Origin of the sequence: Stenotrophomonas sepilia (genome assembly GCF_003244875.1) — a bacterium.
Classification (GTDB): Bacteria; Pseudomonadota; Gammaproteobacteria; order Xanthomonadales; family Xanthomonadaceae; genus Stenotrophomonas; species Stenotrophomonas sepilia.
Genome location: NZ_LXXZ01000063.1, coordinates 1 through 23,830, shown reverse-complemented (window position 1 = coordinate 23,830; position 23,830 = coordinate 1). Strand labels below are relative to the sequence as shown.

The window sequence follows — 23,830 nt, the reverse complement described above, 5'->3', positions numbered from 1 at the left end:
ATGGTTCCATGCTCAAGTTGACCCGCATCGCTGCCGTCGCCCTGATCGGCCTGGCCGTGCTGCTGGCGCTGATCGCCTTCATGATCGGGCGCAAACCCGCCGCACCTGCAACGGTCGCGCCGGTCGCTCACAACGAGACCCAGGCGATCACCGTGGTCGAAGCCGTGGCACGCCTGCCTGCGGGCGAGCCGATCAGCGCCAACGGCCTGCGCCTGGCCCAGCGCACCGCACCCGTCCCCGGCGCCGCTACCAGCATTGCCGCCGTGACCGGCAAGGTGCCGGTGCAGGACATTGCCGAAGGCAGTGTGATCAACGGCAGCGCATTGGCTCAGGGCTTCTCGCTGCAGCTGCGGCCGGGCGAGCGTGCCCTGGCCGTACCCGTGGACGAACTGGTCGGTGCCGGCAACCGCATCCTTCCCGGTGATTTCGTCGACGTCTTCCTCAACCTGCGCAACGCCCAGCCCAACATCAACAGCCCTGGCGAAGCGGCGCAGACGCGCCTGCTGCTGTCGCGCCTGCGCGTTCTGAGCTACGGCCAGCAGGACATCGTGCCGCTGGCCACAGAGACTACTTCCGACAGCGAGGCCGACACCCGCAACGACCCGCGCGCTGCCGACATCACCGGAAGTGGCAGCACGCAGAGCAGCAGCAATGAAGCGCCGCAACCCGCACGCAGCGCGGTGCTTGCGGTACCGGTGGCCGACGCCAACCGGCTGCTGCTGGGTGCGCAGCAGGGCAAACTTTTCCTGGCCCTGCGCAATCCCGCCGATACCGGCCTGCCCGACCTGGCGTTGTTCCCGCAATCGCGCGGAGTGATCGACCCGCTGCGTGGGCTCGACGCCGAACAGCAGCTCGCCCTACAGCGGCCGGAGAACCACGCCTTTGCCGGTATCGACAGCGACGCGCTGGCCGGACGTGGCAGTGCACCGCCACGCAGCACCCCGGATGCACCGGCGCGCGCGCCGGCGTCACGTCGCAGTGCACCGCGCGCGTCGGGGATCGAGATCATCCGCGGCGACAGTTCCGCATCCCGTGCCTCCCTTTGACCTGCATCGAGTGCATCCATGACCGAACGTCGCCGCCGTCCACGCCTCTCCCTCCGCCAGCGCTGGCTGGCCCTGCTGCTGGTGCTGCTGGCGCCGGCAGCGAGCGTGGCCGCCGATGACCTGGTGCTGCAGGCGCGCGAGCAGCGTCCCTGGAACCTGCCGGCCGACCTGGAGCGGGTGGCCATTGCCGACCCGGGTGTAGCCGACATCGTGATGCTGCGCGGGCAGCGCCAGGCGCTGCTGGTCGGCAAGACGCCTGGCACCACCACCCTGCTGCTGTGGCACCGCAGACAGGCCGAGCCACAGCGGTTGACGGTACGGGTGCAGAGCGCCGTACAGGGCGCCGCCAGCACCGGCGGTACCGGGCTGGTGTTCACCCAGCAGGACCAGCAGGGCCTCCTGCAGGGAAGCACCGACAGCATGCTCACGCACATGCAGGAACAGCGCACTGCGGCCATGGCGCTGGGCAAGGACGGGGTGCTTGCCGATGCGTCCACCATCAACAGTGGGGGCGTGGTCCAGGTCGAGGTCAAGGTGGTCGAGTTCAACAAGACCGCGATGAAGCAGATCGGCATCAACTTCCAGAACCGTAACGGCGGCTTCGCCTATGGCTTCGCGCGGCCCGGCACTGGCCTGCCCGGCAATACCGGCCTGCTGCCCGGCATGAAGGAGGGCAACAGCAGCAACGAGGCCGTGTCGCCGATTTCCTCGGCGTTCCGGCTGGTGTTCGGCTCGACCAAGGGACTGTGGAACGCCGATGTCGAACTGCTGCAGAGCAATGGCATGGCGCGCGTGCTGGCCGAGCCGACGCTGGTGGCACTGTCCGGCCAGAGCGCCAGCTTCCTGGCCGGTGGCGAGCTGCCGATCCTGGAGCCGCAGGGGCTTGGCACCACCACCATCACCTACAAGCCCTTCGGCATCGGCTTGACCGTGACCCCAACGGTACTGGCGCCGAACCGGATCGCGCTGAAGGTCGCGCCGGAGGCGAGCGACCTGGACTACAGCAACGCGATCGTGCTCAACAACGTGCAGATTCCCTCGATCACCACTCGTCGCGCCGATACCACGGTCGAGCTGGGTGATGGCGAGAGCTTCGTCATCGGTGGCCTGGTCAGCTCCAACATCGTCTCCAACGTCAACAAGATTCCACTGTTGGGCGACCTGCCGATCATTGGTTCGTTCTTCCGCAACTTCGACTACAAGCGCCAGGACAAGGAGCTGGTGATCATCGTCACCCCGCGTCTGGTGCAGCCGCTGGCACGCAACACCGAACTGCCGCTGCCTGGCGAGCGCGAAGCCAAGCCGCATCTTCCCGAATGGGGGTCGTGGTTGCTGGGGCCGGTCAGCCAGGACCCGGTGCCCGGCTTCTCGCGCTGACTTCCATGACGCCTGCGGAACCACGCCCATGCCCTACGCCACCGCCCAGCCGCTGCATCCGCAAGGACCGCCGATGAACCTGGTCCTGTACGGCATTGACCGCGAACTGCTGCCCCGGCTGGCCGCCAAGCTGCCGCCGACCACCACCCTGCACTGGCAGGACAGCAGTGCGCCGACGTCTGCGCAGGACCTGCAACGCGGCCCGCAGAGCCTGGTGCTGCTTGACTTCCGGCCCGAGCACGCGGCTGCCTCGAGCGTGCTGGCACAGCAGCTGCAGCAGACCCAACCGGACCTGGCGCTGGTCGCGGTCGGCGCCACCAGCGCCGGCCAGGTCGAAGGCGTGGTGATCGCGCTGCGCGCCGGCCTGCGCGATGTGCTGGACCTGGACAGTGACAACGCCGGCATCGAGGCGGCCCTGCGGCGTGCGCTGTCACCGCGCCCGGCCGCGGTGGCGCAGCACGCGCACAAGGCGCGCCTGATCGTGCTGCTGGGCGTGCGCGCAGGCGTCGGCACCAGTACCCTGGCCGCACATATTTCGGTGCTGGCGCAACAGACGCGGGCCCTCGCCCAGGGCGATGCAGTGCAGCAGGACGGCCTGCTGATGGAACTGGCGCAGCCCGCCGGTGACCTTGCGCTGTACCTCAATCTCGACAGCCGCTTCCACTACGAGGATGCGCTGCGCAACGCCAGCCGCATCGACGCCACCCTTGCACGCACCGCGATGGCGCGCCATGACTCCGGGCTGGTGCTGCTGGACCGTGCCGGCGGCAGTGATGCCGTGCCCCCGTCCGACCCTGGCGCGCTGCTGCAGCGCCTGCGCGGGGTGTTCGCCAGCGTGCTGTGTGATGCCGGCGGCTGCCCGCTGCGGCAGCTGCCGCCGCTGTTGCTGGACCAGGCAGACGAGATCTGGCTGGTCACCGATGCGTCGATCGCCACGCTGGTCTCGCTGGACCAGGCACTGAAGCATCTTGCAGGCCAGCGCGAGCGCGAGAAACGCCTGCAACTGGTGATCAACCGCCACGACGACAGCAGCGGCATGAGCCCGGAACAGATCGCACGCCGCTTCGAACTGCCGTTGCTGGCGACATTGCCTGAACGACCGCGTGTGCGCCTTGCCGCCAGCCAGGGCCGCCTGCTGCTGCAGGATGCGCCGCGCGATCCCTACCTGCGTGCCCTCGCCCCGCTTGTGTCACGGCTGGACCCGGCTGCCTGCCCGGTCCAGCCGCATGGCCTGCGGGAAAGACTCTCCCTTGCCCTGGGTGGATCGCAATGGAAGACAAGGTAACCCCGTTCCCGCATGCCGTTGCCCGCCCGCTGCTGCACGAAAGCCCGGGCCACCTGCCGTTCGCACAGACCGAGCAGTACCAGAAGGTGCTGTCGGCCGCGCATGAGCACCTGCTCAACAGCATCGAGGACGAGCGCATCGACATCGATTCCTGGGCCCCGGATACCATCGCCCGCTGGGTGCAGGTACAGACCGTGGGCTTCATCCAGGAATGGCGCATCCCGATCAACGAAGAAGAGATGCAGGTGGTTGCCGAGGGCCTGGTCAAGGAGCTGACCGGTTTCGGCCCGCTGGACGACCTGCTCCACGACCCCTCCATCGAAGACATCCTGATCAACGGTTTCAAGGACGTGCACGTTTCGCAGGGTGGCCAGCTCCGGCGTGCCACCCAGCGCTTCACCGATGACACCCACCTGCTGCGCATCCTGCGCCGCATCCTCGCGCCGCTTGGCCGCCGGCTGGATGATTCCAATCCGATGGTCGATGCGCGCCTGCCCAACGGCGGCCGCCTCAACGCGATCATCTCGCCACTGGCGGTGGACGGGCCGATGGTGTCCATCCGCAAGTTCCGCAAGGACCCGTTCACCCCCGACGAACTGCTCGCCAAGGGCACCTTCGACGCACCGATGCAGGCCCTGCTGAAGGCAATGGTGCTGGGCCGATGCAACATCCTGGTCTCCGGCGGCACCAGCTCCGGCAAGACCTCGCTGCTGAACGCACTGGCCAGCTACGTGCCACCCAGCGAGCGCGTCATCACCGTGGAGGACACCGCCGAGCTTTCGCTGAACCATCCGCACGTGGTGCGCCTGGAAAGCCGCATCGGTGGCGCCGAGGGCCAGGGCGCGGTCAGCATCCGCGACCTGGTGCGCAACAGTCTGCGCATGCGCCCGGACCGCATCGTGGTCGGCGAAGTGCGTGGCGCGGAAGTGCTGGAAATGCTGCAGGCGATGAACACCGGCCATGACGGATCGATGGCCACCATCCACGCCAACACGCCGCGCGACTGCCTGTACCGCATCGAGATGCTGGCCGGCTTTGCCGGCTTCCAGGGCAGCGAGGACAGCCTGCGCCGGCAGATTGCCAGCGCCATCGACTTCATCGTCCAGATCTCGCGGCTGGGCAGCGGGCGCCGGGTGCTGGTCTCGATCACCGAGATCACCGGGGTCAGTGACAACCTGATCACCACCCAGGAAATGTTCCGCCACGAGGTGCAGATCGACGCCGCCGGCCGCGAGACCGACCGCTGGATCGGCCTGGGCTTCCATCCGCACTCGCACAAGCTGGAGCCGTTCCGCCAGCAACTGCGTGAATCGCTCTACGGGGACTTCTGAGCATGGGCACCGGCCTGCTGCTGGGCGTGTTGAGCATCATCTCGGTGCTGCTGGCGCTGGCCGTCTGGCTATGGGGCACCGCCGCCAGCCGTGAGCAGCGCCAGGCCTCGCTGCAGCATGCCGAGCAACAGCTGGCGCGCGGCAGCGCGGCCGGCGCGGTACCGGCCGGGCCTGCCGTTGCGGCGGCCAACGATTCGACCCGCCCGGCCAGCGCCGGAACCCGTGTACTGCCGTGGGACGGTGTCCTGCAGCGCGCCGGCCTTCAGCCGGGCTGGAAGCTGCCACTGATGCTGCTGGTGCCGGGACTGGTGCTTGCGGTCGTGGCGGCGATGCGGCTGGGCACGGCCTGGATGTTTCCGCTGACCCTGCTGCTGTACCTGCTGGGCTGCTGGCTGTGGGTGATGCGCCGGATCACGAAGCTGCGCGCGCAGCTGCTGCACCAGATGCCGGACTTTCTCGACAACCTGGTCCGCCTCACCGCGCTGGGCAACAGCCTGCAGGCCGCGTTCCAGGTGTCTTCGATGCAGACCAGCGCGCCACTGCGCGGCCTGCTCGACACCACGGTGCGCTATGCGCGCAGCGGCATGGACCTGGATCGTGCATTGAGCCTGGCCGCGCAGCCGTACCGGATGGACGTACTGAAGGTGCTGGCAGTGGTGATCGGCGTGAGCGTGCGCATCGGTGGCCGCGCCGACCAGATCCTGCAACGCATGGGCGATTTCATGCGCGACCTGGAACAGGCCCAGCAGGAACTGGCGGCCACCACCTCGGAAACACGGATGTCGGCCTGGGTGCTGGGGCTGCTGCCACCCGCCAGTGCGGTGCTGATGGCGATCTCCAGCCCGGCGTTCTTCCAGCCGGTGCTGCACGACCCGCTCGGTCACAGGATCCTGCTGATCGCACTGGGCCTGGAACTGCTCGGGGCGTTCCTGCTGTACCGCCTGGCCAAATCGCTATGACCGCCCGCAGCCGCCCCGGAGGTGCCCGATGAGCGCCAGCGCCTGGTTCGCCCTTTCGCTGCTGGTGCTGGCAGCCGGCGTCGCCCTGCTCGGTATCGCCGGCTGGGTGCGCAGCCATCGCGAGCACCGCACCTCAGCCACACTGAAAACCGCCCTTCAGCCGCGTGAAGAAGGCCGCGACACCGAGGCCACGCGCCGCGACTCACTGGGCTGGATCGAGCGCTTCGGGCGCTCGCTCAGTGGCGGCCGCCTGGAGGCCGCACTGCTTGCCAACGAAGACAAGCTGCTGTTGGACCTGGCTGGCTGGAACACGCGCCGCGGCACCGCGATCTATCTCGGCCTGCGCCTGCTGCTTGCCCTGTTGGTGCTGGCGCTGGCGCTGGCGTTCAGCAGCGCGCACGGGCTTGCCAAGGTGATGGTGGTGATCGGTGCGCTGGCGGCCGGGCTGCTGCTGCCGAAGTTCGTGCTGTCGTCGTGGGTCAAGCGCCGCCGCCGTGCGGTCGAGAACGAGCTGCCCCTGCTGATCGACCTGCTGCGCCTGCTGCAGGGCGTGGGCTTCAGCATGGACCAGAGCCTGCAGACGCTGGGCGACAAGCTGCGCGATGCATTGCCGGTACTCGGCGGCGAACTGCAGGAAGCCAATGTGGCCTATACCCATGGCCGCACGCGCGCGCAGTCATTGCGGCGGCTGAGCGAGGTCTACGCCGATGATGACCTGGCCAGGCTGATGCAGTTGATCCTGCAGGTGCATGCGCACGGCGGCGCAGTGCAGGAGCCGTTGCGCCAGTTCAGCCTCCGCCTGCGCGAACAGCGCCGCAACGCGTTGAAGGAAAAGGTCGGCAAGCTCTCGGTGAAGATGACCGTGGTGATGATGCTGACCCTGTTGCCGGCACTGATGCTGGTGCTTGCCGGCCCGGCGCTGGTCGCGCTGGCCACCACCCTGTCCAAGATGGGATCCCCCTGATGCCTCCCCTGCACACCTCCTGCCTGCTGCTTGCCGTCACCCTCGCCGCCCTGGCCAGTGGCTGCGCCTCGACCACGCCGAAGTATGTGCGGGCGCCCAGCCTTGCGCCGCCGGAACCCGATCCGCAGGACAGCCGCAACGCCTATCTGGAGCTGATCGAACGCATGCAGCAGCAGGGCGCCTGGTATGCCTCGCTGGCCCATGTGGAGGCCTTCCGCCAGCGCTATGGTGATCGTCCTGCCCTGCGCCTGCTGCAGGCCGACGCACTGCGTGAGACCGGCCAGACCGACGCGGCGGTCGCGCTGTATCGCGAGCTGTCCAGCGGGCCGCAGGCCGCCGCTGCGGCACATGGCCTGGGCCTGATCGCCGCACGTCGCGACGACGATGCCGGCAGCGAACAGGCCCTGGCGCGCGCTACGCAGCTGCAGCCCTTGAACACCGACTACCTTGGCGACCTGGGCTATGCACGGCTGCGTGCCGGCCGGTTCGATCAGGCCCGCGAGCCGCTGGCCAAGGCCCTGGAGCTTTCACCGGGCAACGCCAAGGCAACGGCCAACCTTGCACTCTGGGCGGTACTGCGCGGCGACCAGGCCACGGCGGAGCGGCTATCGGCACAGGCCAGCCTCAACGAGGAAACGCGCCGAAGCATCCAGCAGCAGGCCCAGCAGATCCGGACGCGCCTGCAGCAACGACAGGCCGCTGCTGCCGCCAACGCAGCCACACCTGCACATACGGCCAGCGTCGAGAGTGGCGCTCGTGCATCGGGCGGCGCACGGCTGGCGGGCGAACCCCACCGCGACCCGCGCGACCAACGCGATCCGCAGCGCCTGCCACCCTCGATGCTGGAACGCTTCAGCGCCACCGACCACCCGACCGGAAGCACACCATGACCACGATGCGCCAGATCCGACGCCTGTTGCCCGTGCTGTGCTGCCTGCTTGTTGCCGGTGCCGTGCAGGCGCAGCAACAGCCATTGACCGGACAGATGCTCGGTGGCCCCTCGCCGTCGCCAGCGGCCACGGTGCCCATGCAGGCCGAACCGCTCCCCACCGTGGAGTTGGCCGCACCGGCCGCATCCGCCGAGGTGACTGGCGCGCAACCGGCAACCGTCGCAAACGACGTCGCACCAGCACCGCCCGCCGCACCGCGTGCACGCCTGCAGAGCGGCGAGGCGACCCGCAATCTGTTCCGCCTGCAGGCCTCCGGGCAGCAGGCCGGCCAGCGGCTGCCGATCCTGGGTGACCAGGCCACGCTGAGCTATGCGCGTTACCTGAAGAGCTTTGAACACGAGATCCCGGACTTCTTTGAGACCGATGTCTCCCGGTCCAAGGACGCCTCCTCCTCCGGACGCTGAGGTCGGCCATGAAACGCCCACGCCAGTTCAGTTTCAGCCGCGCACGCGGCGGCATGTCGGTCACGATGATGCTGGTCATGCTGGCGCTGTTGGCCATGCTGGGCCTGATCGAGATCGGCTATCTGTTCTGGGCCAAGCGTGATGCGCAGAAGGTGGCCGACCTTGCCGCTCTGGCCGGCGCACAGCGACTGGAGCTGTGCAGCCCGGACAACAGCGACAACAGCGCTGCCCGGCAGAATGCGGTGGCCCAGAACGGGTTCGCAGGCACCCTGCAGATCCGCTGCGGCAACTGGAGCGCCAGCCGTGGCACCGGCACCCGCTTCGTCACCAGCGTCGATGCCAGCAATCCCCGCAATGCCGTTCAGGTGATCGCCGAGCGCAGCGTGCTGCCCTTCTTCGGGCAGACTTCCGGCCTGCCCACCGTGAGCGTGCAGGCCGTGGCGCGCCGTGCCGAACCCACCGCGGTGTTTGCGGTCGGCTCGCAGCTGCTACGGACCAATGGCGATTCAGTGCTGCTGTCCACCCTGCGCCTGGTTGGCCTGGACGTCACCAATGCCACGGTGCTGTCCTATGACGGCCTGGCGCAGGCCAACGTGACTCCGTCCGGCCTGCTGAAAGCGCTCAACATACCGGTAAGCGCCAACCTCAGCGTGGCCGATTTCAACCGCCTGCTGTCGGTCAACAAGATTTCGCTGGCACAGCTGGTAGATGCTACTGCCACCGTGGTCGGCCGTGACTCCGCAGTGGGGGTGCAGCTGCGCGCCCTGTCCGATCTGGTTGCCACCCAGCTGGACATCAACAAGCTCAACATCGTGCTTGGCAGCCAGTCCGGCGGCGGTGGCCTGTTTGCTGAAGTTGTCTCGCCCGACGGCACCGTCGGCAGCGCACTGGAGTCACAGATCAACGTGCTCAACCTGATCAGCACCGCGATCTCCATCGCCAACGATGGCAACGGCGTGGCGGTCAAGGGACTGGACCTGCTGGGCATCAGCATCCAGGCAGGCGTGGTCGAGCCGCCATCGATCGCCATCGGCGGTGTCGGCAGCCGTGCCTACAACGCGCAGGTGCGGCTGATGGCGGACGTGGACAGCAACAACCTGTTCGCGCTGGGGCCGCTGCTGAACCTGCTTGGCACGCGCCTGCACCTGCCGGTGCACGTCGACGTGGCCAACGGCATGGGCACACTGACCGGCATCCAGTGCGGCGGCAATCCACCCAAGGCCACGATCCAGGTGGACTCGTCGGTGCTGCGCGCCTGCGTCGGCAATGTCGACCCTGCACAGCGCTTCTCCAAGGCCAATGTCTGCGACGCCACGCTGCAGGACGAACAGCTGCTGAAGCTGCTGGGCCAACCATTGATCAACGACAGGATTACCCTGCCTGCCCTGACCAGCACGCAGACCCTGACCCTGGCCGCCGGTGAGACCGGCTCGACCCGGTTCAACCCGCTCGCGATCGGTGACGCAGTGTCGAGCCTGGTGAACGAACTGCTACGGGTGCTGTCGGGCATGCTCAATTCGCCCAAGCAGGGCATGAACGCCAACGACACCGCCAAGGCGCTGGCCGATCGCTACCTGCAGGCGGCCTTTCCCACTGGCGGACGCTACAACGTCGACCAGGTCATCCCGCTGCTGCGCGATGGCGATCCGGCACGCAATCTCGCCCCGCTGGGCAACTGGACGGTGAAGAATGGCGTCCCCAAGCCCTGCCTGCTGGGCCTGACCACCTGCTGGGAAGACGGTTCGGTGTGGACCGGTTACAGGACGACCGTGACCGGCCAGGGCCTGGGCCTGCTCGATGGCCTGCTTGGCTCGCTGGTCGGCGGCCTGCTGATCAACCGCTGCGACAGCCTGCTCGGCAACCTGATCGATTACAACGGCTGCGTGCGCAACAATCTGGCGTCGTACATCCAGACCGCACCGGCCGGCTTTCTCGATGGTGCGGGGGGAACGGGTGTCACCAACCCCGATGGCAGCGTCAGCTGCAGCGGCCTGCTGTGCACCGTGCTGAAGCCGATCCTGGCCGCACTGCGGCCGGTGCTCAACAGTGTCGGCACCCTGCTGACCAACCTGCTGGCCAGCGTGCTGGGCCTTGAACTGGGCCGGACCGACGTCAACGTGCAGTCGATCCAGTGCAGCGCCGCACAGCTGGTCTACTGACCCGTGACGGGCGCCCTTGGCGGCGCCCACACCCATGCTAGACTCCCGGCGGGGAACCACCTTCATATCAACCCACACTCATCCGTGGATGGTCTAGACATGCGAGAAACTTCAGGGGGCGCGGTCTTTGCCCGGCACGCGCGCAGCGCGGCAGTGCTGGCCGTGGTCATGATGCTGGTGGCACCGGCAGCGATGGCTGCACGTGGCGACCGTGAGGCGGCAGCCGAACCGGCGCGCAGCGCGCCGGTGGTGCGCAATACCGTGGACGAACTCAAGCAGTTGATGGACTCGCGCCAGCTGACCGAGCTGCGCACCACCTACAACGGCAACTACGGCGCCAGCCTGCTGTTCAATGCCAACACCCTGACCTACTACGTCGCCCTGTTCCAGGAGAAGAACTTCTGGCGGGTGATCAAGACCGATGCGGTGGACAACGCCGAGCGCGTCTATCGCACCTTCGCGCAGCAGTCCGAACAGCTGGCCCAGGTCTACATCGACACCACCCGCCTTGAAGCCGGCAAGCGCTACACCGAGCGCCTGGTGGCCTACAACGAGGAACGCCTGCGTACCCTGCAGCAGGAAATGGAACAGCAGCAGGCGCAGTCGGCTCAGGTCAGCGCCGCCCTGCAGCAGGCCCAGCAGCAGGCCGTGAGCCTCAGCACCGACGTGCAGAGCACCAACAGCCAGCTGGACGCCCTGCAGCGCCGCATCCAGATCCTGCAGGCCGAACAGGGCAACCCGGAGTTGAGCCTGCCCAAGCCGGACAGCGTGCCCGCACCGGCGGCCGCCAGCGACGGTCGCTGAGAGCTGCACTCACGGTACTCCACGCGACGGCGCCCTATGGCGCCGTTGTCGTTTTCGGCACTTCAGCGTCCCCGCGTCACTGGCAGGCGCCGTAGACCGCGTCATCCAGCTGCCGGCGCTGCACGAAATCCAGGCGCCGACGCTTGAGCAACGCCTGCTCGCGATGACGCCGGGCACGCTCGCAGGCCGCCGCATCCGTGCTGATCGTGATCAGCGCACCGTGCGCCCGCGCCGCACGCCGTGGCCGGGGCGATGGCTTCGGTGTCGAGGCCGCTGGCGCCACAGCGCCGCGGGACAATGACTGCTCCGCGGGCACGTCCCAGCGCCATGCGGCGCGCCCCTGGCAGGGTGTCTGCTGGTAGACCGGGTGCGGTCCATCCACGCACTTGTAGACATGGGTCTGTGCCGGCGCTGCCATGGGCAGCAGCAGGCACAGCATCAGCGACCATCGCATGGCGGGCATCCGTGCGTTCCTGTGGCGGGCTGCGCTCATCCTCGGCATACGGCTCCCGTCCTGCCAGAGCGATACGCGTCACATCCGATGCAATCCAGCACAGCCGTGCAAGTCGGTCGCCTGCGCCTGCGCTGTACTGCCGAAGGCACCGGCATCCTGCCGAAGCCTTCCCTCCCTTCCGCCAAGGAACCTGCAATGAGCAACTTCGTCACCGTCGCCGATGGCGCCCGCATCTTCTACAAGGATTGGGGCACCGGCCAGCCGATCGTGTTCGCCCACGGTTGGCCGCTGTCTTCCGATGCCTGGGATCCGCAGATGCTGTTCATGGGCCAGAACGGCTTCCGCGTGGTCGCCCACGATCGCCGCAGCCACGGACGCTCCAGCCAGACCTGGAACGGCAACAACATGGACACCTATGCCGATGACCTGGCCGCGGTGATCGAAGCGCTGGACTTGAAGGACGCGATCCTGGTCGGCCATTCCACCGGCGGCGGTGAAGTGGCCCATTACATCGGCCGCCACGGCAGCGCGCGCGTGGCCAAGGTGGTGCTGGTCGGCGCCGTGCCGCCGCTGATGCTGAAGACCGCTGGCAACCCCGCCGGCACCCCGCTGGAGGTCTTCGACGGTATCCGCAAGGGTACCGGCGGCGACCGTTCGCAGTTCTTCAAGGACCTGACCACCCCGTTCTTCGGCGCCAACCGGGATGGCAACAACGTCACCCAGGGCATGCGCGATGCGTTCTGGCTGCAGGGCATGCTCGGTGGCGTCAAGGGCCAGTACGACTGCGTGCACGAATTCTCGGAAGTGGACTACACCGAGGACCTGAAGAAGATCGACGTGCCGGCGCTGGTCGTGCACGGCGATGACGACCAGATCGTGCCGTTCGATGCCTCGGCCAAGCTGTCCTCGCAGATCATCAAGGATGCCGAACTGAACGTGTACGCCGGTGCGCCGCATGGCCTGACCATCACCCACGCCGACCAGTTCAACGCCGACCTGCTGGCATTCGCACGCAAGTGAGGTATCGCGGCGGCGCCGCAACGGTGCCGCCGCCACTTCGGTAGTGCCGGCCACTGGCCGGCACCCCGATCAATCCATCGCGATCCTGCGCAGCCGGCCAGCGGCCGGCTCTACCGCTGGCCGGCAACCCGATCAACCCGTCGCGATCCTGCGCAGCCGGCCAGCGGCCGGCTCTACCGCTGGCAGGTCAACCGCCTCCGCTTCGGTAGTGCCGGCCGCTGGCCGGCACCCCGATCAATCCTTCGCGATCCTGCACAGCCGGCCAGCGGCCGGTTCTACCACTGGCAGGTCAACCGCCGCCCCTTCGGTAGTGCCGGCCACTGGCCGGCACCCCGATCAATCCATCGCGATCCTGCGCAGCCGGCGAGCGGCCGGCTCTAGCCGCGACGGCTCAGATGTCGGCATGGTGATGTGGCACGGAGGCGGGCAGCGGATCATGGCCACCCACGAAGTGGCGCACCACCGGCGCGCGCTCTCCCCGATGCAATCCGCGTAGTTCTTCCTGGATCGCCTTGTCGTCGGCGGTGATGCGCTCGTGCTGGCGAAGGTGCTCCAGCCAGGACGGGGTCACGAAATACTCAAGGTGGATTCCCGGTGTTGCCACGTCTTCGACTACGCCCCAGACCACCGCACCGTCGCGACGACGGATGGATCCCATCGCGCGCATCTGCGCCTGGAACGCGGCACGATCAGCATCATCGATGCGATACTCGATGGTGACCAGCACCGGGCCTCGATCGTTCGACACCGGCACCGACAGCTCGGGTGCCGGCCAGTGCCCGGCCGGGCGCAGGTTCAGGTCCTCGGTGCCGGCGATGCGCACGCGCCACACCAGCAATCCGCCGATCACCGCACCGGCCGCTGCCACCAGCAACGCCAGTTCGGGCGAGGTGCGCTGAGCGAGCGCGCCCCAGCTCAGGCCGCCGGCGGCCATGCCGGCAGAGAACACCATGATGTACAGCGCCAGCGCACGCGCACGTACCCATGCCGGAACCGCAGTCTGCGCAGCGATCTGCAGCGACGACAGCACGGTGATCCACGCAAAACCATTGACCAGCATCACCGCCGGAAGCACGTACCAGCTGCGGGTCAGCGCCAGCCCGACCAGGCTCAGGGCCAGCGACAACGTCGCCAGCAGTACCAGCAGGTCGCGATCCAGCTGTGCGCGCAGCTTCGGCAGCAGCAACGCACCGCCCACTGCACCGATGCCGATGCAGCCCAGCAGCATGCCGTACTGCCCCGCCCCACCCTGCATCTGCCCACGCACCACCACCGGCAACAGCGCGTTCATTGCCGCGGCGAAGAAGAAGAAGCCGACCGACTTGATCAGCACCGCCTGCAGCCGTCCGGCACGGCTGGCGTAGCGCAGGCCCGCTTTCAATCCGGCACCGAAGCCTTCCGGCGGCAAGCTCGACTGCTTTGGGTCGCGCTTCCAGCCCCACACCACGAACAGCATTGCGGCGAAGGTGATGGCATTGAAGCCGAACGCCCAGACCGCACCCAGCTGGGCGACGATCACGCCGCCGATGGCCGGGCCGATCGAACGGGCGATATTGATGCCGATCGAGTTCAGCGCCACCGCCGAGGCCAGCATCGGCTGCGGCACCAGTTCGGAGACGATGGCGGCCTGCGCGGGCATTGCCATCGCCGCACCGCAGCCCATGCAGAAGGTCAGCAGCACCAGCAACTGCGGGGTCAGCAGGTCCATCGCGGTCAACGCAGCCATCGCTGCGGCCACCAGCAGCATCCAGCCCTGGGTCGCCAACAGGTACTTCCGACGATCGACAATGTCGGCCAGGGTGCCGGCAGCGAGCGCCAGCAGCACGATCGGCACTGTGGTGGCCGACTGCACCAGGGCCACCATCAACGGCGAACCGGTGCGCTCGGCCATCACCCAGGCGGCGGCCACATCATTGACCCAGGTGCCGATGTTGCTGGCCAGGATCGCCAGCCAGATCGAACGGAACATCTGGATCTTCAGCGGGGACCAGGCCCCTGCGGCCTGTACGGGGGGTTGCGACGCGGTTGCGTTCACCATTGCCATGCTCCAACGATCGAGGCGAACAGCGTGTCCTGGCCTCCAGCCTGCTTCAGTGCAGGACCGGCGTCGACCCAGGCCAGCTGCAGCTGCCATTGCCAGTGTTCGCTGGCCTGCCAGCGGGTTTCGGATTTGTACTGGGTGCCGATGCGGCGCGCGCCACCGGCGCTGCCCGGCAACGCCACCAGCGGCGCCGGCGTGGTGTAGACCGCATCGGCACGACGATGCTTCCAGGCCACCTGTACGCCCAGTTCCGTCGTCACCGCGTCGTGCAGGCGCAGGGACAGGGTCGGCTGCAGGTCCATCAGATTGGCCGGGGCCAGCAGGCTGGCCTCGCTGAAGTAGGCCGATTTCGGGAACAGTGCATTGAAGGTGCCCAATCGCCGGTCGTGCAGGTTGCCATCGCCACTGGCGACGTCGGCCTTCAGGCCCACGCGCGGTTGCAGCGGCACATCCCTCCAGCGCCAGCCGGTGTCGGTCGCCAGCGTCCATGCACGGATGTCGAGGGTGCCGGTGGCGGCACGCAGCTCACCGCCCTGCGCCACCAGCTCGCTGTTCCAGTCCAGTGCACCAACCTGGCCGAACCAGCGTGCACCGAGGGTCTGCCGGCGCTCGGTTCCGGAGCCCGCCGCAAAGCGCGCACCGTCGCGGCGGTAGTCCAGCAGGTACAGATCCCACTGTCCCACGCCCTGCCCGCGTGCCGCGGTGGCATAGGCACCCCACAGGTGCGCACCGTGTTCGCTGCGATCATCAAAGGCACCCGGCCGGTTCTCGACCGGCCGCAGGGCCATCAGGTCAAGCGTGCCGAGCCGCCCCTTCCAGCCCAGGCGCGCACCGTCGAAGGCCAGGCGGATGTTCGGCCCATCGCGCACCGACAACAGCCGCGAGCTGCCATAGCCGGCTTCCTGCCGGCCGAGCTGCACATGGAAGCCACCGCGCTGCCAGCGCCAGTACGCCTGCTGCACGTCCAAGGCACCACGGTCGGTGCGGCCCGGGCCGCCTGCCTTGCCATTCTCGGCATGCACGCCCAGCTGCAGTTTTGCCTGCCAGGTGTCCTCCACATAGGTGGCCGAAGCCAGTGCACGCAGCAGGCCATAGCCATCTTCGCCGCCGCCGATACCGAACCGGGTCGGGTCGTAGTACAGGCCACGCAGGCGCAGCGATGCGTCCAGCTGCAGCTCGCCGTTGCCCGCGTCGCTGCAGCGGCCGCCTTCGCAGGCCAGCGCCAGCGAGGGCACGGACAGCAGCGCCAGGCTCAGAACGCGAAGCACGAGCATCCCATCGCGCCCCAGAAGGCGGTCAGGTCATCGGTGGGCGCCGCATGCTGCGCGGCATGCCCGTGAGCACCATGCGTACTGCAGGCCACACCGTGATGGTGGCGATGGGCAGCTGCCAACCCGGTGGCAGCACCGCCGACATGGTAACCACCGAACCGGTTGACCGGCGACCAGTCCGGCATCGCCGGCGGCAGCTGCGGCGCCAGCCCAGCATAATCGCCGTCGGCGTGCACGATGCGCCCGCCGACCACGGTCAGCATGCTGGTGATGTCGGCGATCTGCGCGTCGTCGACGCGGAAGAAATCGGCCGAGAGCAGGATGAAGTCGGCCAGCTGACCAACCGTCAATGTCCCCTTCACTGCTTCGTCGCCGGAGAACCAGGCGCTGCCCTGGGTCCACAGGCGCAGCGCCTGCTCGCGTTCGAGCAGGTTTTCCTCGCCATACAGGGCCAACCCGCCCACGGTGCGCCCGGTCACCAGCCAGGACAACGCCACCCACGGGTTGTAGCTGGCCACGCGGGTGGCGTCGGTGCCTGCGCCCACCGGCACGCCCTCGGCCAACATGCGCCTGACCGGCGGCGTGTGCCGTGCCGCCTGCACGCCGTAGCGCTCGACGAAGGCCTCGCCCTGGTAGGCCATGCGGTGCTGCACGGCGATACCCCCACCCAGCGCGCGGATGCGCTCGATATTGCGCGGAGTGATGGTCTCGGCGTGGTCGATGAACCAGTGCAGGCCATCGAACGGCACCTCCCGGTTGACCTGTTCGTATACATCCAGGATGCGGGTGATGCTCTCGTCGTAGGTGGCGTGGATGCGGAACGGCCAGCGCTTCTCGACCAGCAGCTTCACCACGTCGTGCAGTTCGGGCTCCAGCTCCGGCGGCAGTTCCGGGCGCGGCTCGTTGAACAGTTCGAAGTCGGCGGCAGAGAAAACCAGCATCTCGCCCGCGCCGTTGTGGCGCAGCAGGTCATCGCCCTGGCGCGGCTGCAGGATCTCGCTCCAGCCACGGAAGTCATCCACTTCCCTGCCCTTGTTCTGGGTGAACAGGTTGTAGCCGATGCGCACCGTCAGCTGATCATCGCGATGCAGCTGCTCGATGACCTGGTAGTCCTCGGGGTAGTTCTGGAAGCCACCGCCGGCGTCGATCACCGAAGTGATGCCAAGCCGGTTCAGTTCGCGCATGAAATGGCGCGTCGAGTTGGCCTGGTATTCGATCGGCAGGCGCGGGCCCTTGGCCAGCGTGGCGTACAGGATCAGCGCATTGGGCTTGGCCAGCAGCAGCCCGGTCGGGTTGCCCAGCGAATCGCGCACGATCTGGCCACCCGGCGGATCCGGTGTGTCCTTGCTGTAGCCGCAGGCGCGCAGCGCGGCGCGGTTGAGCAGTGCGCGGTCATACAGGTGCAGCAGGAACACCGGCGTATCCGGTGCGATGTCGTTGAGCTCCTGCAGCGTCGGCAGGCGCTTCTCGTTGAACTGCGCGGCGGTGAAGCCACCGACCACGCGCACCCACTGCGGCGCGGGAGTACGGTCTACCTGGGCCTTCAGCATGTCCAGGGCGTCGCCCAGCGAACGCAGGCCGTCCCAGCGCAGCTCCAGGTTGTAGTTCAGGCCACCACGGATCAGGTGAGTGTGGCTGTCGTTGAGGCCGGGCAGCAGGCGCCGGCCCTGGGCGTCGATCAAGGTCGCTTCATTGCCCCAGCCGCGCATGATCTCCTCGTCGCTGCCGACGGCCACGATGCGGCCTTCCTGTACAGCCAGCGCCTGCGCATGCGGCTGCTGCGGGTCGAGGGTGGTAATGCGGGCATTGCGGATGACCAGCGTGCTCATGCGACGCTCCTTGGAAGTGGAATCGAGTGCGGCACCGGCACGACCTGCCAGGCCGAGCGCAACAGCGGCGCCGCTGGCCAGCACCACGTTGCGGCGGCCGTGATCGAGGGGATCGTGACTCATGCGAATTCTCCCGGAAAGCGTTGGCCGTCCAGCGCCCAGGCGCCGGGGCCGGCCAGCGCGAGGGCCAGCAGCACCGTGGTCCACATCAACGGGTACTCACTGCCGCCGCGCATCCAGAACCAGCCCTTGGGCAGGGCCAACAGCACGGTGAAGCCGATGAAGGCAGCCGCTGCAAGCGCAGCGATGCGGGTCTGCCACCCCAGCAGCACGGCCAGCCCGGACAACACCTGCAGCAAGGCCAACAGCAATGGCAACGGTGCCACTGCCGGCAGCCCGAAACCGCGCAGCTCGGTGGCGAAGCCGGAAAGCCCCGGCCCCCCGAACCAGCCGAACAGCTTGCCCAGCGCGTGCGGCAGCAGGAAGCCTCCTGCCGCCACGCGCAGCATCAGCAGGGCCAGGTCGAGGCCATGGCCGGCAACCATGCTCAGTGCCCGCCTTCCTGCGCACCGAACATCCGCTTGGCGTACTGGATGCCGATGCCGTAGCCGCCGGCGTGGTCGCGCGCAATGCCGGTGGTCAGGTCGTAGGTTTCACCCCGTGCCCAGTCGCGCTGCAGTTCGAGCAGGTACTGCACGCTGGTCATCGGCACCGCGCCGGCCTGCACCATGCGGGTGATCGCACGCTCGTGCGCTTCCTCGCTGACATCGCCACAGGCATCGGTGATCACATACACCTCGAAGCCCTGCGCCAGCGCCGACAGTGCCGGGCCGACGATGCAGACGCTGGTCCACAGGCCGGCGATGACCAGACGGCGCTTGCCGATGCGGTTGATCTCATCGATCACAGGCTGGTCTTCCCAGGTGTTCATCGAGGTGCGATCGAACACCGTCTGGCCCGGAAAGATCTGCGGCAGTTCCGGGAACATCGGCCCGGAGAACGACGCTTCGGCGACTGTGGTCAGCACGACCGGTACATTGAAGCCCTTGGCGCCCTTGCCGATCAGCGACACGTTGTTGCGCAGCGCGGAGATGTCGATGGTGTGGGTGGCGAACGCCATCTGCGACTGGAAGTCGATCAGCACCAGGGCGTGGTCGGTCGGCGACAGCAGCGCCGGGGCGGGAGTGGCGGTGGCAAGGCTCATGGGTGGACTCCGTTGGAAACACGATCAAGGGGATGCAACAGGGCGGCATCGCCGGCAACGTACTGGCCGGGGCTGCAGCCGGTCTCCGCGCGGAAGCTGCGGACGAAATGGCTCTGGTCGAAGAAGCCCAGCTGCTGGGCCAGGCAGGCCATCGGCAGCTGCGCGCCCGGCAGCAGCTCGCGCGCGCGCTCGATGCGACGGCGGCGGACATAGCGCAGCGGGCTGGCGCCGGTACCGGCGCGGAACAGGCGTACCAGATGGAAGCGGCTGACGCAGGCGGCCGCCGCCAGCTCGGTCACCCGCAGCGGCTGCGACAGATGCTCATCGACATAGCGCAGGGCGCGCTGCAACGCGGCGGCCTGTTGCGGTGCCAGTGAAGCGGCGGGCGGATCAGGCGGGAAGAGGGTGGCCATGCGGGACGCCGCGAAGGGGTGCCCCATGGTGCGTGACCCCTGCGTGATGCCCTACCCCCGTCGGTCGAGGCCAGCACCTACCCGAATGGGGGAGGCCGACGGCCGAGCAGGCGGCGCCCGAACAACCGCGCATCCAATGAATAGGCGCCAGGGCCCAGCATCAACAGCGCCAATGGCAGCGCCGCCTGCGGCCACGGCGCCTGCTGCGCGAACATGCCCACGGCCGCCATCAGCGCCGCCAGCGGCGTCAACGCACCCAGCACGAGCATCAGCACTGCCAGCAGGCACAACGCCGACCACCCGCCCGCCTGCATGCCGGGCATCAACAGCGCAGCGGACAGGCACAACCGCAACCACAGCAGGCCGATGCCCGGACCGCGGTCGGGGAACATCACGAACAGGCGCTGCATGGCGGGGCTCCGGAGGGCATGCCGGCGTGATAACGGACGCCGACGCACGCCGCCTACCCCGTTCGGGTCACCCCGGACTGCCCCACACCTGCCAGAATGCGCGCCATGCGTGGCCGCCCCTTCCCGTCCGTGCGTCGCCTGCCGACGCTGCTGACGTGCCTGCTGCTGTTGACCTCCCTGCCCGCCTTTGCCGTGCAGCGCCCGCCGGTGAGCGGCGGGCTGCCCGATTACGAGCACACTGCCTGGCGTGTCGGCCAGGGCGCGCCAGGCGATATCTGGGACATTGCCCAGGACCGCGAAGGCCTGTTGTGGCTGGCTACCGGCTCGGGCCTGTACCGCTTCGATGGCCGACGCTTCGAACGGCAGGCGGCGCCCGCCGGCAGCCAGTTCCCGTCCACCAACATGGTCACGCTGGCGCATGCCGTCGGCGGTGCGCTGTGGATCGGCTACTTCCAGGCCGGCATCAGCCAGTTCACGCATGGGCAGCTGCGCAGCTACGGCCGCGAGCAGGGGGTGCCGGTCGGCGTGGTCCCACGCTTCAGCCAGGATCGCCAGGGCCAGCTCTGGGCGGCGATCAATGGCGGGCTGCGCCGCTTTGACGGACATCGCTGGCAGCCACTGCCGGCCGCTGCCGGCCTGCCAGAGCGCCGTGCGCAGTGGGTGCTGCACGACAGCCGGGGCAGGTTCTGGGTGCTGGCCGACCTGAAGATCTGGATGCGTGCGGCGGGCCAGACCGCGTTCGAGGACACCGGCATCGCGGTCTCGCAGATGGCGACGCTGGCCGAAAGCCCGCAGGGTGAAGTATGGCTGGCCGACCGGGTGCGCGGCACCTCGCCGCTGGCCAACGCGCAGGGTCTGCTGGCGGCCGGCGAACGTGAGGCGCGGCGGTTGCCGGAACTGGTTGCTGCGCGCCTGCAGTTCACTGCCGATGGCGCGCTGTGGGCCACGATGAGCCCGCACGGCGGCGTCGCCCGCATCACCTTCGACGGCACCCGGGCCGTGCGCATGGAACGCTTCGATACGCCGCAAGGACTGACCGCCACATCGGCAGTGCCGATCATCGTCGATCGCGAAGGCAATCTCTGGGTCGGCACCAATCTCGGCCTCAACCGCTTCCGCGCACGCAGCGTGCACGCCCTGGTGGTCGGCCCGAGCGATCCCTACCGCTCGCTGGTACGGGCCAGCGATGGGCGCGTGTATGGCTATGGCGAAGACCTCAAGCCCTACGACCTGCGGCGCCCCCTGCTGGATGGCAGCGCCACGCAGCTGCAGGCCGCCGCGCGCCAGGCACCCACGCCGATCTGGCAGTTCGACTGGGTCAACCTCGCGCGCACGGTCGCCGGCCGCACCACATTGATCCCGCTGCCGGCGCCGTTCACCGGGCAGCCGCTGCATGCCCTGTTGTTCCCCGATGACGGACAGGCCTGGGTCTGCGCCGGAGAACGCGGGGTGCTGCACTACCAGCATGACCAGTGGCAACGTGAAATCCGCCTGCCAGAGCAGGCCTGCTCATCGCTGGCGCTGGATGCCGATGGCCAGCTGCTGCTCGGCTATGCCGATGGCCGCCTGCGCCGCCTGGGTGCAAATGGCACCGAGAGCTTCGGCGCCGGGGACGGCCTGTCGGTAGGGCCGATCACTGCGATGCTGCACCACCGGGACCTTCTGCTGGTCGCCGGCGAAGCGGGGCTGGCGGCACGGCTGGGCAACGGCCGGTTCGTTCCGGTGCGCACCGACATGGCCGGCGTACTGGAAGGCATCACCGGCATGGTCGCCGATGCCAATGGACACCTGTGGCTCAACGGCAGCCGTGGCCTGGTACGGATGGAAAGCGGGTTGCTGCGCCGTGCCCTGCGCTCCGGCCTGCCAGTGACGCCACGCCTGTTCGATGCCATCGACGGCATGCCCGGCATCGCCCTGCAGAGCGGACCGATCTCCACCGCCGCCCTGGCCGACGACGGCCTGCTGTGGCTGGCCACCAACCAGGGCCTGGCCTGGCTGGACACCACCCGCTCGCACGTCAATACGATGGCTCCCAGCGTGCGTATCGGCGAGGTGCTGTATGGCAGCGAGCACGCGCCGCTACGCGATGGCCTGCGCCTCCCGGCAGGCACCAGCCAGCTGCAGATCGATTACGTGGCGCTGTCGTTGGCACGTCCGGAGCGCAACCGATACCGCTACCGCCTGTCGGGCGTGGATGATGGTTGGCAGGACGCGGGCAGCAGCACACGTGCGTATTACACCAACCTCGCGCCCGGCGGCTACCGGTTCGAGGTGGAAGCCGCCAACGAGGACGGCATCTGGAGCACCGCACCGGCCAGCCGCAGCTTCCGCATCGCTCCCACCTTCGTGCAGACCGTGTGGTTCAAGCTGCTGTGCACCGCCGCCGTGCTTGCACTGCTGGTGCTGGCGGTGCGCATCCGCAGCGGGCAGCTGGCCGCACTGTTCCGCGCGCGCCTGCAGGAACGCAATGGCGAGCGCGAACGCATCGCGCGCGACCTGCACGACACCCTGCTGCAGGGTAGCCAGGGCCTGATCCTGCGCCTGCACGCGATCAGCCAGTCAGCGCAGACACCAGAGCCGGTGCGCAGCCAGCTTGAGTCAGCGATGCAGCTGGCCGAGCGCAACCTGGCCGAGGGTCGCGAGCGGGTCAATGCGCTGCGCGAGGGGCCGTTCGCGGGTCGCGACCTCGCTTCGGCACTGGCCGATGTGCACGCCGAATACGCCGGGCATGGCATCAATCCCCTGCGCCTGACCGTGGAAGGCGCGACGCCACCGCTGCAGGCCGACGCGGCCGAAGAGGTGTTCCTGATCGGGCGCGAGGCCATCCGCAATGCGTTGCGCCATGCCAATGCCAGTGCCATTGAAGTGGAACTGTCCTATGGCACGCGTTGTTTTCTGCTGCACGTGCGCGACGACGGTGCCGGCATTGCCGACGAGAACGCCGGCCATGGCCATTGGGGCCTGCAGGGCATGCGTGAGCGCGCCCAGCGCCTCGGCGCGGAACTGCAGCTGTGGACCGGCCCCGGGCTGGGTACCGAAGTCGCGCTGGCAGTCCCGGCCCGGCGGCTGTATCACCGCCGCCGATCGCGTTGGCATTGGCCCTGGAGTAGAGAAAACCATGACTGAGTCCCCTGCCCCGATCGGCGTGCTGGTGGTCGACGACCACCCGCTACTGCGTGATGGACTGGCGGCACTGCTGGGCGCTCATGCCGACCTGCGCCTGCTCGGCGAGGCCGCCGATGGCGAGGAAGCCATCGCACGCTACCAGCAGCTGCAGCCCGACGTCGTGCTGATGGACCTGCAGATGCCCCGCCTGGATGGTGTGGAAGCCATCGTGCGGATCCGCGCGCTGGACCCACGCGCGCGCATCATCGTGCTGACCACTTACCGCGGTGACGTACGTGCGGTGCGGGCGCTGCAGGCCGGCGCCAGCGCGTACCTGCTGAAGGACATGCTGCGCCATGAACTGGTCGACACCATCCGCATGGTCGCCGGCGGCCGGCGCGCACCGATTCCCCCGGCGGTGGCAGCCAGCATCGCCGCGCACGTGGTGGAAGATCGCTTGTCGCCGCGCGAGACCGAGGTACTGCGGCACGTGGCCGGAGGGCTGTCGAACAAGCGCATCGGCGAGCGCATGCAGATTTCCGAGCAGACGGTGAAGGCGCACATGAAAAGCCTGATGGACAAGCTCGGCGTGGGTGATCGCACGCATGCGGTAACCCAGGCGCTGCGGCGCGGCATCATCAGCCTGGACGACAGCGGTCACGATTAGGGGGTTGTCGGCAGGGCTTGCAGCCCTGCACCCGCGGTAGTGCCGGCCGCTGGCCGGCAACTTCAACAGCAAAATCAAAAGCGCGCTCTCCGTGGGATGGCGCGGCGGTGTCGGAGTACGGGGACGCTGCAAGTACG

21 protein-coding genes are annotated in these 23,830 nt (G+C 68.3%); 13 read left to right on the top strand and 8 right to left on the bottom strand.

Going from position 1 to position 23,830, the window contains the following annotated elements; translation table 11 throughout:
• Window positions 1-8: 8 nt before the first annotated feature.
• The 10 genes from cpaB to A7X97_RS12835 all read left to right on the top strand — a co-directional run bounded on the left by cpaB (window position 9) and on the right by A7X97_RS12835 (window position 11,279).
• Window positions 9-1,046 carry a Flp pilus assembly protein CpaB gene (gene cpaB, locus A7X97_RS12880; protein ID WP_061479833.1) on the top strand — a complete coding sequence of 346 codons (1,038 nt, stop codon included), beginning with the start codon at window positions 9-11 and terminating at the stop codon, window positions 1,044-1,046.
• Between the two features lie 18 nt (window positions 1,047-1,064).
• The gene (locus A7X97_RS12875; protein WP_072167500.1) at window positions 1,065-2,423 is read left to right on the top strand and encodes a type II and III secretion system protein family protein; all 1,359 of its coding nucleotides are present in this window, start codon (window positions 1,065-1,067) and stop codon (window positions 2,421-2,423) included.
• Between the two features lie 28 nt (window positions 2,424-2,451).
• Window positions 2,452-3,708, top strand: a complete 1,257-nt coding sequence (locus A7X97_RS12870) for a CpaE/TadZ family protein (RefSeq protein ID WP_088497881.1) — start codon at window positions 2,452-2,454, stop codon at window positions 3,706-3,708.
• Window positions 3,693-5,039 carry a TadA family conjugal transfer-associated ATPase gene (locus A7X97_RS12865; protein WP_061479830.1) on the top strand — a complete coding sequence of 449 codons (1,347 nt, stop codon included), beginning with the start codon at window positions 3,693-3,695 and terminating at the stop codon, window positions 5,037-5,039. Before A7X97_RS12870 ends, A7X97_RS12865 begins: the two co-directional genes overlap by 16 nt.
• A gap of 2 nt (window positions 5,040-5,041) precedes the next feature.
• Window positions 5,042-5,998, top strand: a complete 957-nt coding sequence (locus A7X97_RS12860) for a type II secretion system F family protein (protein WP_088497882.1) — start codon at window positions 5,042-5,044, stop codon at window positions 5,996-5,998.
• A gap of 28 nt (window positions 5,999-6,026) precedes the next feature.
• Window positions 6,027-6,962, top strand: coding sequence for a type II secretion system F family protein (locus A7X97_RS12855; protein WP_088497883.1), 936 nt, complete (start codon window positions 6,027-6,029; stop codon window positions 6,960-6,962).
• Complete coding sequence (locus A7X97_RS12850) at window positions 6,962-7,852, top strand: tetratricopeptide repeat protein (protein ID WP_072167498.1); 891 nt, start codon at window positions 6,962-6,964, stop codon at window positions 7,850-7,852. Before A7X97_RS12855 ends, A7X97_RS12850 begins: the two co-directional genes overlap by 1 nt.
• On the top strand, window positions 7,849-8,316 hold the full coding sequence (locus A7X97_RS12845) for a DUF3613 domain-containing protein (RefSeq protein ID WP_088497884.1): 468 nt from the start codon (window positions 7,849-7,851) through the stop codon (window positions 8,314-8,316). The genes A7X97_RS12850 and A7X97_RS12845 overlap by 4 nt, the downstream gene beginning before the upstream one ends.
• Window positions 8,317-8,324: 8 nt before the next feature.
• Window positions 8,325-10,475: a TadG family pilus assembly protein gene (locus A7X97_RS12840; protein WP_088497885.1), complete on the top strand. Its 2,151-nt coding sequence runs from the start codon at window positions 8,325-8,327 to the stop codon at window positions 10,473-10,475.
• Window positions 10,476-10,574: 99 nt separating this feature from the next.
• Complete coding sequence (locus A7X97_RS12835) at window positions 10,575-11,279, top strand: DUF2968 domain-containing protein (RefSeq protein ID WP_032954256.1); 705 nt, start codon at window positions 10,575-10,577, stop codon at window positions 11,277-11,279.
• A 76-nt stretch (window positions 11,280-11,355) separates the two neighbouring features.
• On the opposite strand, the gene A7X97_RS12830 is transcribed toward A7X97_RS12835, so the two are convergent.
• Complete coding sequence (locus A7X97_RS12830; RefSeq protein ID WP_088497886.1) at window positions 11,356-11,742, bottom strand: hypothetical protein; 387 nt, start codon at window positions 11,740-11,742, stop codon at window positions 11,356-11,358.
• 186 nt (window positions 11,743-11,928) lie between these two features.
• On the opposite strand from A7X97_RS12830, the gene A7X97_RS12825 reads away from it, so the two are divergent.
• Complete coding sequence (locus A7X97_RS12825; RefSeq protein ID WP_088497887.1) at window positions 11,929-12,753, top strand: alpha/beta fold hydrolase; 825 nt, start codon at window positions 11,929-11,931, stop codon at window positions 12,751-12,753.
• 391 nt (window positions 12,754-13,144) lie between these two features.
• Here A7X97_RS12825 and A7X97_RS12820 read toward each other — a convergent pair whose 3' ends face one another.
• From A7X97_RS12820 to A7X97_RS12790, 7 genes are all read right to left on the bottom strand, one after another.
• The gene (locus A7X97_RS12820; RefSeq protein ID WP_088497891.1) at window positions 13,145-14,791 is read right to left on the bottom strand and encodes an MFS transporter; all 1,647 of its coding nucleotides are present in this window, start codon (window positions 14,789-14,791) and stop codon (window positions 13,145-13,147) included.
• On the bottom strand, window positions 14,785-16,068 hold the full coding sequence (locus A7X97_RS12815; protein WP_088497892.1) for an alginate export family protein: 1,284 nt from the start codon (window positions 16,066-16,068) through the stop codon (window positions 14,785-14,787). The genes A7X97_RS12820 and A7X97_RS12815 overlap by 7 nt, the downstream gene beginning before the upstream one ends.
• Entirely contained in the window at window positions 16,047-17,894 is a 1,848-nt protein-coding gene (locus A7X97_RS12810; protein WP_172412163.1) for an amidohydrolase, read from the bottom strand. The genes A7X97_RS12815 and A7X97_RS12810 overlap by 22 nt, the downstream gene beginning before the upstream one ends.
• A 119-nt stretch (window positions 17,895-18,013) precedes the next feature.
• Window positions 18,014-18,439: a DoxX family protein gene (locus A7X97_RS12805; protein ID WP_005417004.1), complete on the bottom strand. Its 426-nt coding sequence runs from the start codon at window positions 18,437-18,439 to the stop codon at window positions 18,014-18,016.
• A 2-nt stretch (window positions 18,440-18,441) separates the two neighbouring features.
• Window positions 18,442-19,098, bottom strand: a complete 657-nt coding sequence (locus tag A7X97_RS12800) for a hydrolase (protein ID WP_005417006.1) — start codon at window positions 19,096-19,098, stop codon at window positions 18,442-18,444.
• On the bottom strand, window positions 19,095-19,538 hold the full coding sequence (locus A7X97_RS12795) for a helix-turn-helix transcriptional regulator (protein ID WP_072167487.1): 444 nt from the start codon (window positions 19,536-19,538) through the stop codon (window positions 19,095-19,097). Before A7X97_RS12795 ends, A7X97_RS12800 begins: the two co-directional genes overlap by 4 nt.
• A gap of 50 nt (window positions 19,539-19,588) precedes the next feature.
• Window positions 19,589-19,921 (bottom strand): hypothetical protein, encoded by a 333-nt coding sequence (locus A7X97_RS12790; RefSeq protein WP_088497894.1) that lies wholly within the window; start codon window positions 19,919-19,921, stop codon window positions 19,589-19,591.
• A 96-nt stretch (window positions 19,922-20,017) separates the two neighbouring features.
• Here A7X97_RS12790 and A7X97_RS12785 point away from each other — a divergent pair, with 96 nt between their 5' ends.
• Both A7X97_RS12785 and A7X97_RS12780 read left to right on the top strand, forming a co-directional pair.
• Window positions 20,018-23,047, top strand: coding sequence for a sensor histidine kinase (locus tag A7X97_RS12785; RefSeq protein WP_111008018.1), 3,030 nt, complete (start codon window positions 20,018-20,020; stop codon window positions 23,045-23,047).
• Window positions 23,040-23,693, top strand: a complete 654-nt coding sequence (locus A7X97_RS12780; RefSeq protein ID WP_069138296.1) for a response regulator — start codon at window positions 23,040-23,042, stop codon at window positions 23,691-23,693. Before A7X97_RS12785 ends, A7X97_RS12780 begins: the two co-directional genes overlap by 8 nt.
• Window positions 23,694-23,830 lie beyond the last annotated feature (137 nt).

Bases quoted from the DNA above. Each gene is read 5' to 3' on its own strand.
- cpaB (WP_061479833.1), top strand. From the start codon at position 9: ATGCTCAAGTTGACCCGCATCGCTGCCGTCGCCCTGATCGGCCTGGCC.
- A7X97_RS12875 (WP_072167500.1), top strand. From the start codon at position 1,065: ATGACCGAACGTCGCCGCCGTCCACGCCTCTCCCTCCGCCAGCGCTGG.
- A7X97_RS12870 (WP_088497881.1), top strand. From the start codon at position 2,452: ATGCCCTACGCCACCGCCCAGCCGCTGCATCCGCAAGGACCGCCGATG.
- A7X97_RS12865 (WP_061479830.1), top strand. From the start codon at position 3,693: ATGGAAGACAAGGTAACCCCGTTCCCGCATGCCGTTGCCCGCCCGCTG.
- A7X97_RS12860 (WP_088497882.1), top strand. From the start codon at position 5,042: ATGGGCACCGGCCTGCTGCTGGGCGTGTTGAGCATCATCTCGGTGCTG.
- A7X97_RS12855 (WP_088497883.1), top strand. From the start codon at position 6,027: ATGAGCGCCAGCGCCTGGTTCGCCCTTTCGCTGCTGGTGCTGGCAGCC.
- A7X97_RS12850 (WP_072167498.1), top strand. From the start codon at position 6,962: ATGCCTCCCCTGCACACCTCCTGCCTGCTGCTTGCCGTCACCCTCGCC.
- A7X97_RS12845 (WP_088497884.1), top strand. From the start codon at position 7,849: ATGACCACGATGCGCCAGATCCGACGCCTGTTGCCCGTGCTGTGCTGC.
- A7X97_RS12840 (WP_088497885.1), top strand. From the start codon at position 8,325: ATGAAACGCCCACGCCAGTTCAGTTTCAGCCGCGCACGCGGCGGCATG.
- A7X97_RS12835 (WP_032954256.1), top strand. From the start codon at position 10,575: ATGCGAGAAACTTCAGGGGGCGCGGTCTTTGCCCGGCACGCGCGCAGC.
- A7X97_RS12830 (WP_088497886.1), bottom strand. From the start codon at position 11,742: ATGCCCGCCATGCGATGGTCGCTGATGCTGTGCCTGCTGCTGCCCATG.
- A7X97_RS12825 (WP_088497887.1), top strand. From the start codon at position 11,929: ATGAGCAACTTCGTCACCGTCGCCGATGGCGCCCGCATCTTCTACAAG.
- A7X97_RS12820 (WP_088497891.1), bottom strand. From the start codon at position 14,791: ATGGTGAACGCAACCGCGTCGCAACCCCCCGTACAGGCCGCAGGGGCC.
- A7X97_RS12815 (WP_088497892.1), bottom strand. From the start codon at position 16,068: ATGCTCGTGCTTCGCGTTCTGAGCCTGGCGCTGCTGTCCGTGCCCTCG.
- A7X97_RS12810 (WP_172412163.1), bottom strand. From the start codon at position 17,894: ATGAGCACGCTGGTCATCCGCAATGCCCGCATTACCACCCTCGACCCG.
- A7X97_RS12805 (WP_005417004.1), bottom strand. From the start codon at position 18,439: ATGGTTGCCGGCCATGGCCTCGACCTGGCCCTGCTGATGCTGCGCGTG.
- A7X97_RS12800 (WP_005417006.1), bottom strand. From the start codon at position 19,098: ATGAGCCTTGCCACCGCCACTCCCGCCCCGGCGCTGCTGTCGCCGACC.
- A7X97_RS12795 (WP_072167487.1), bottom strand. From the start codon at position 19,538: ATGGGGCACCCCTTCGCGGCGTCCCGCATGGCCACCCTCTTCCCGCCT.
- A7X97_RS12790 (WP_088497894.1), bottom strand. From the start codon at position 19,921: ATGCAGCGCCTGTTCGTGATGTTCCCCGACCGCGGTCCGGGCATCGGC.
- A7X97_RS12785 (WP_111008018.1), top strand. From the start codon at position 20,018: ATGCGCGCCATGCGTGGCCGCCCCTTCCCGTCCGTGCGTCGCCTGCCG.
- A7X97_RS12780 (WP_069138296.1), top strand. From the start codon at position 23,040: ATGACTGAGTCCCCTGCCCCGATCGGCGTGCTGGTGGTCGACGACCAC.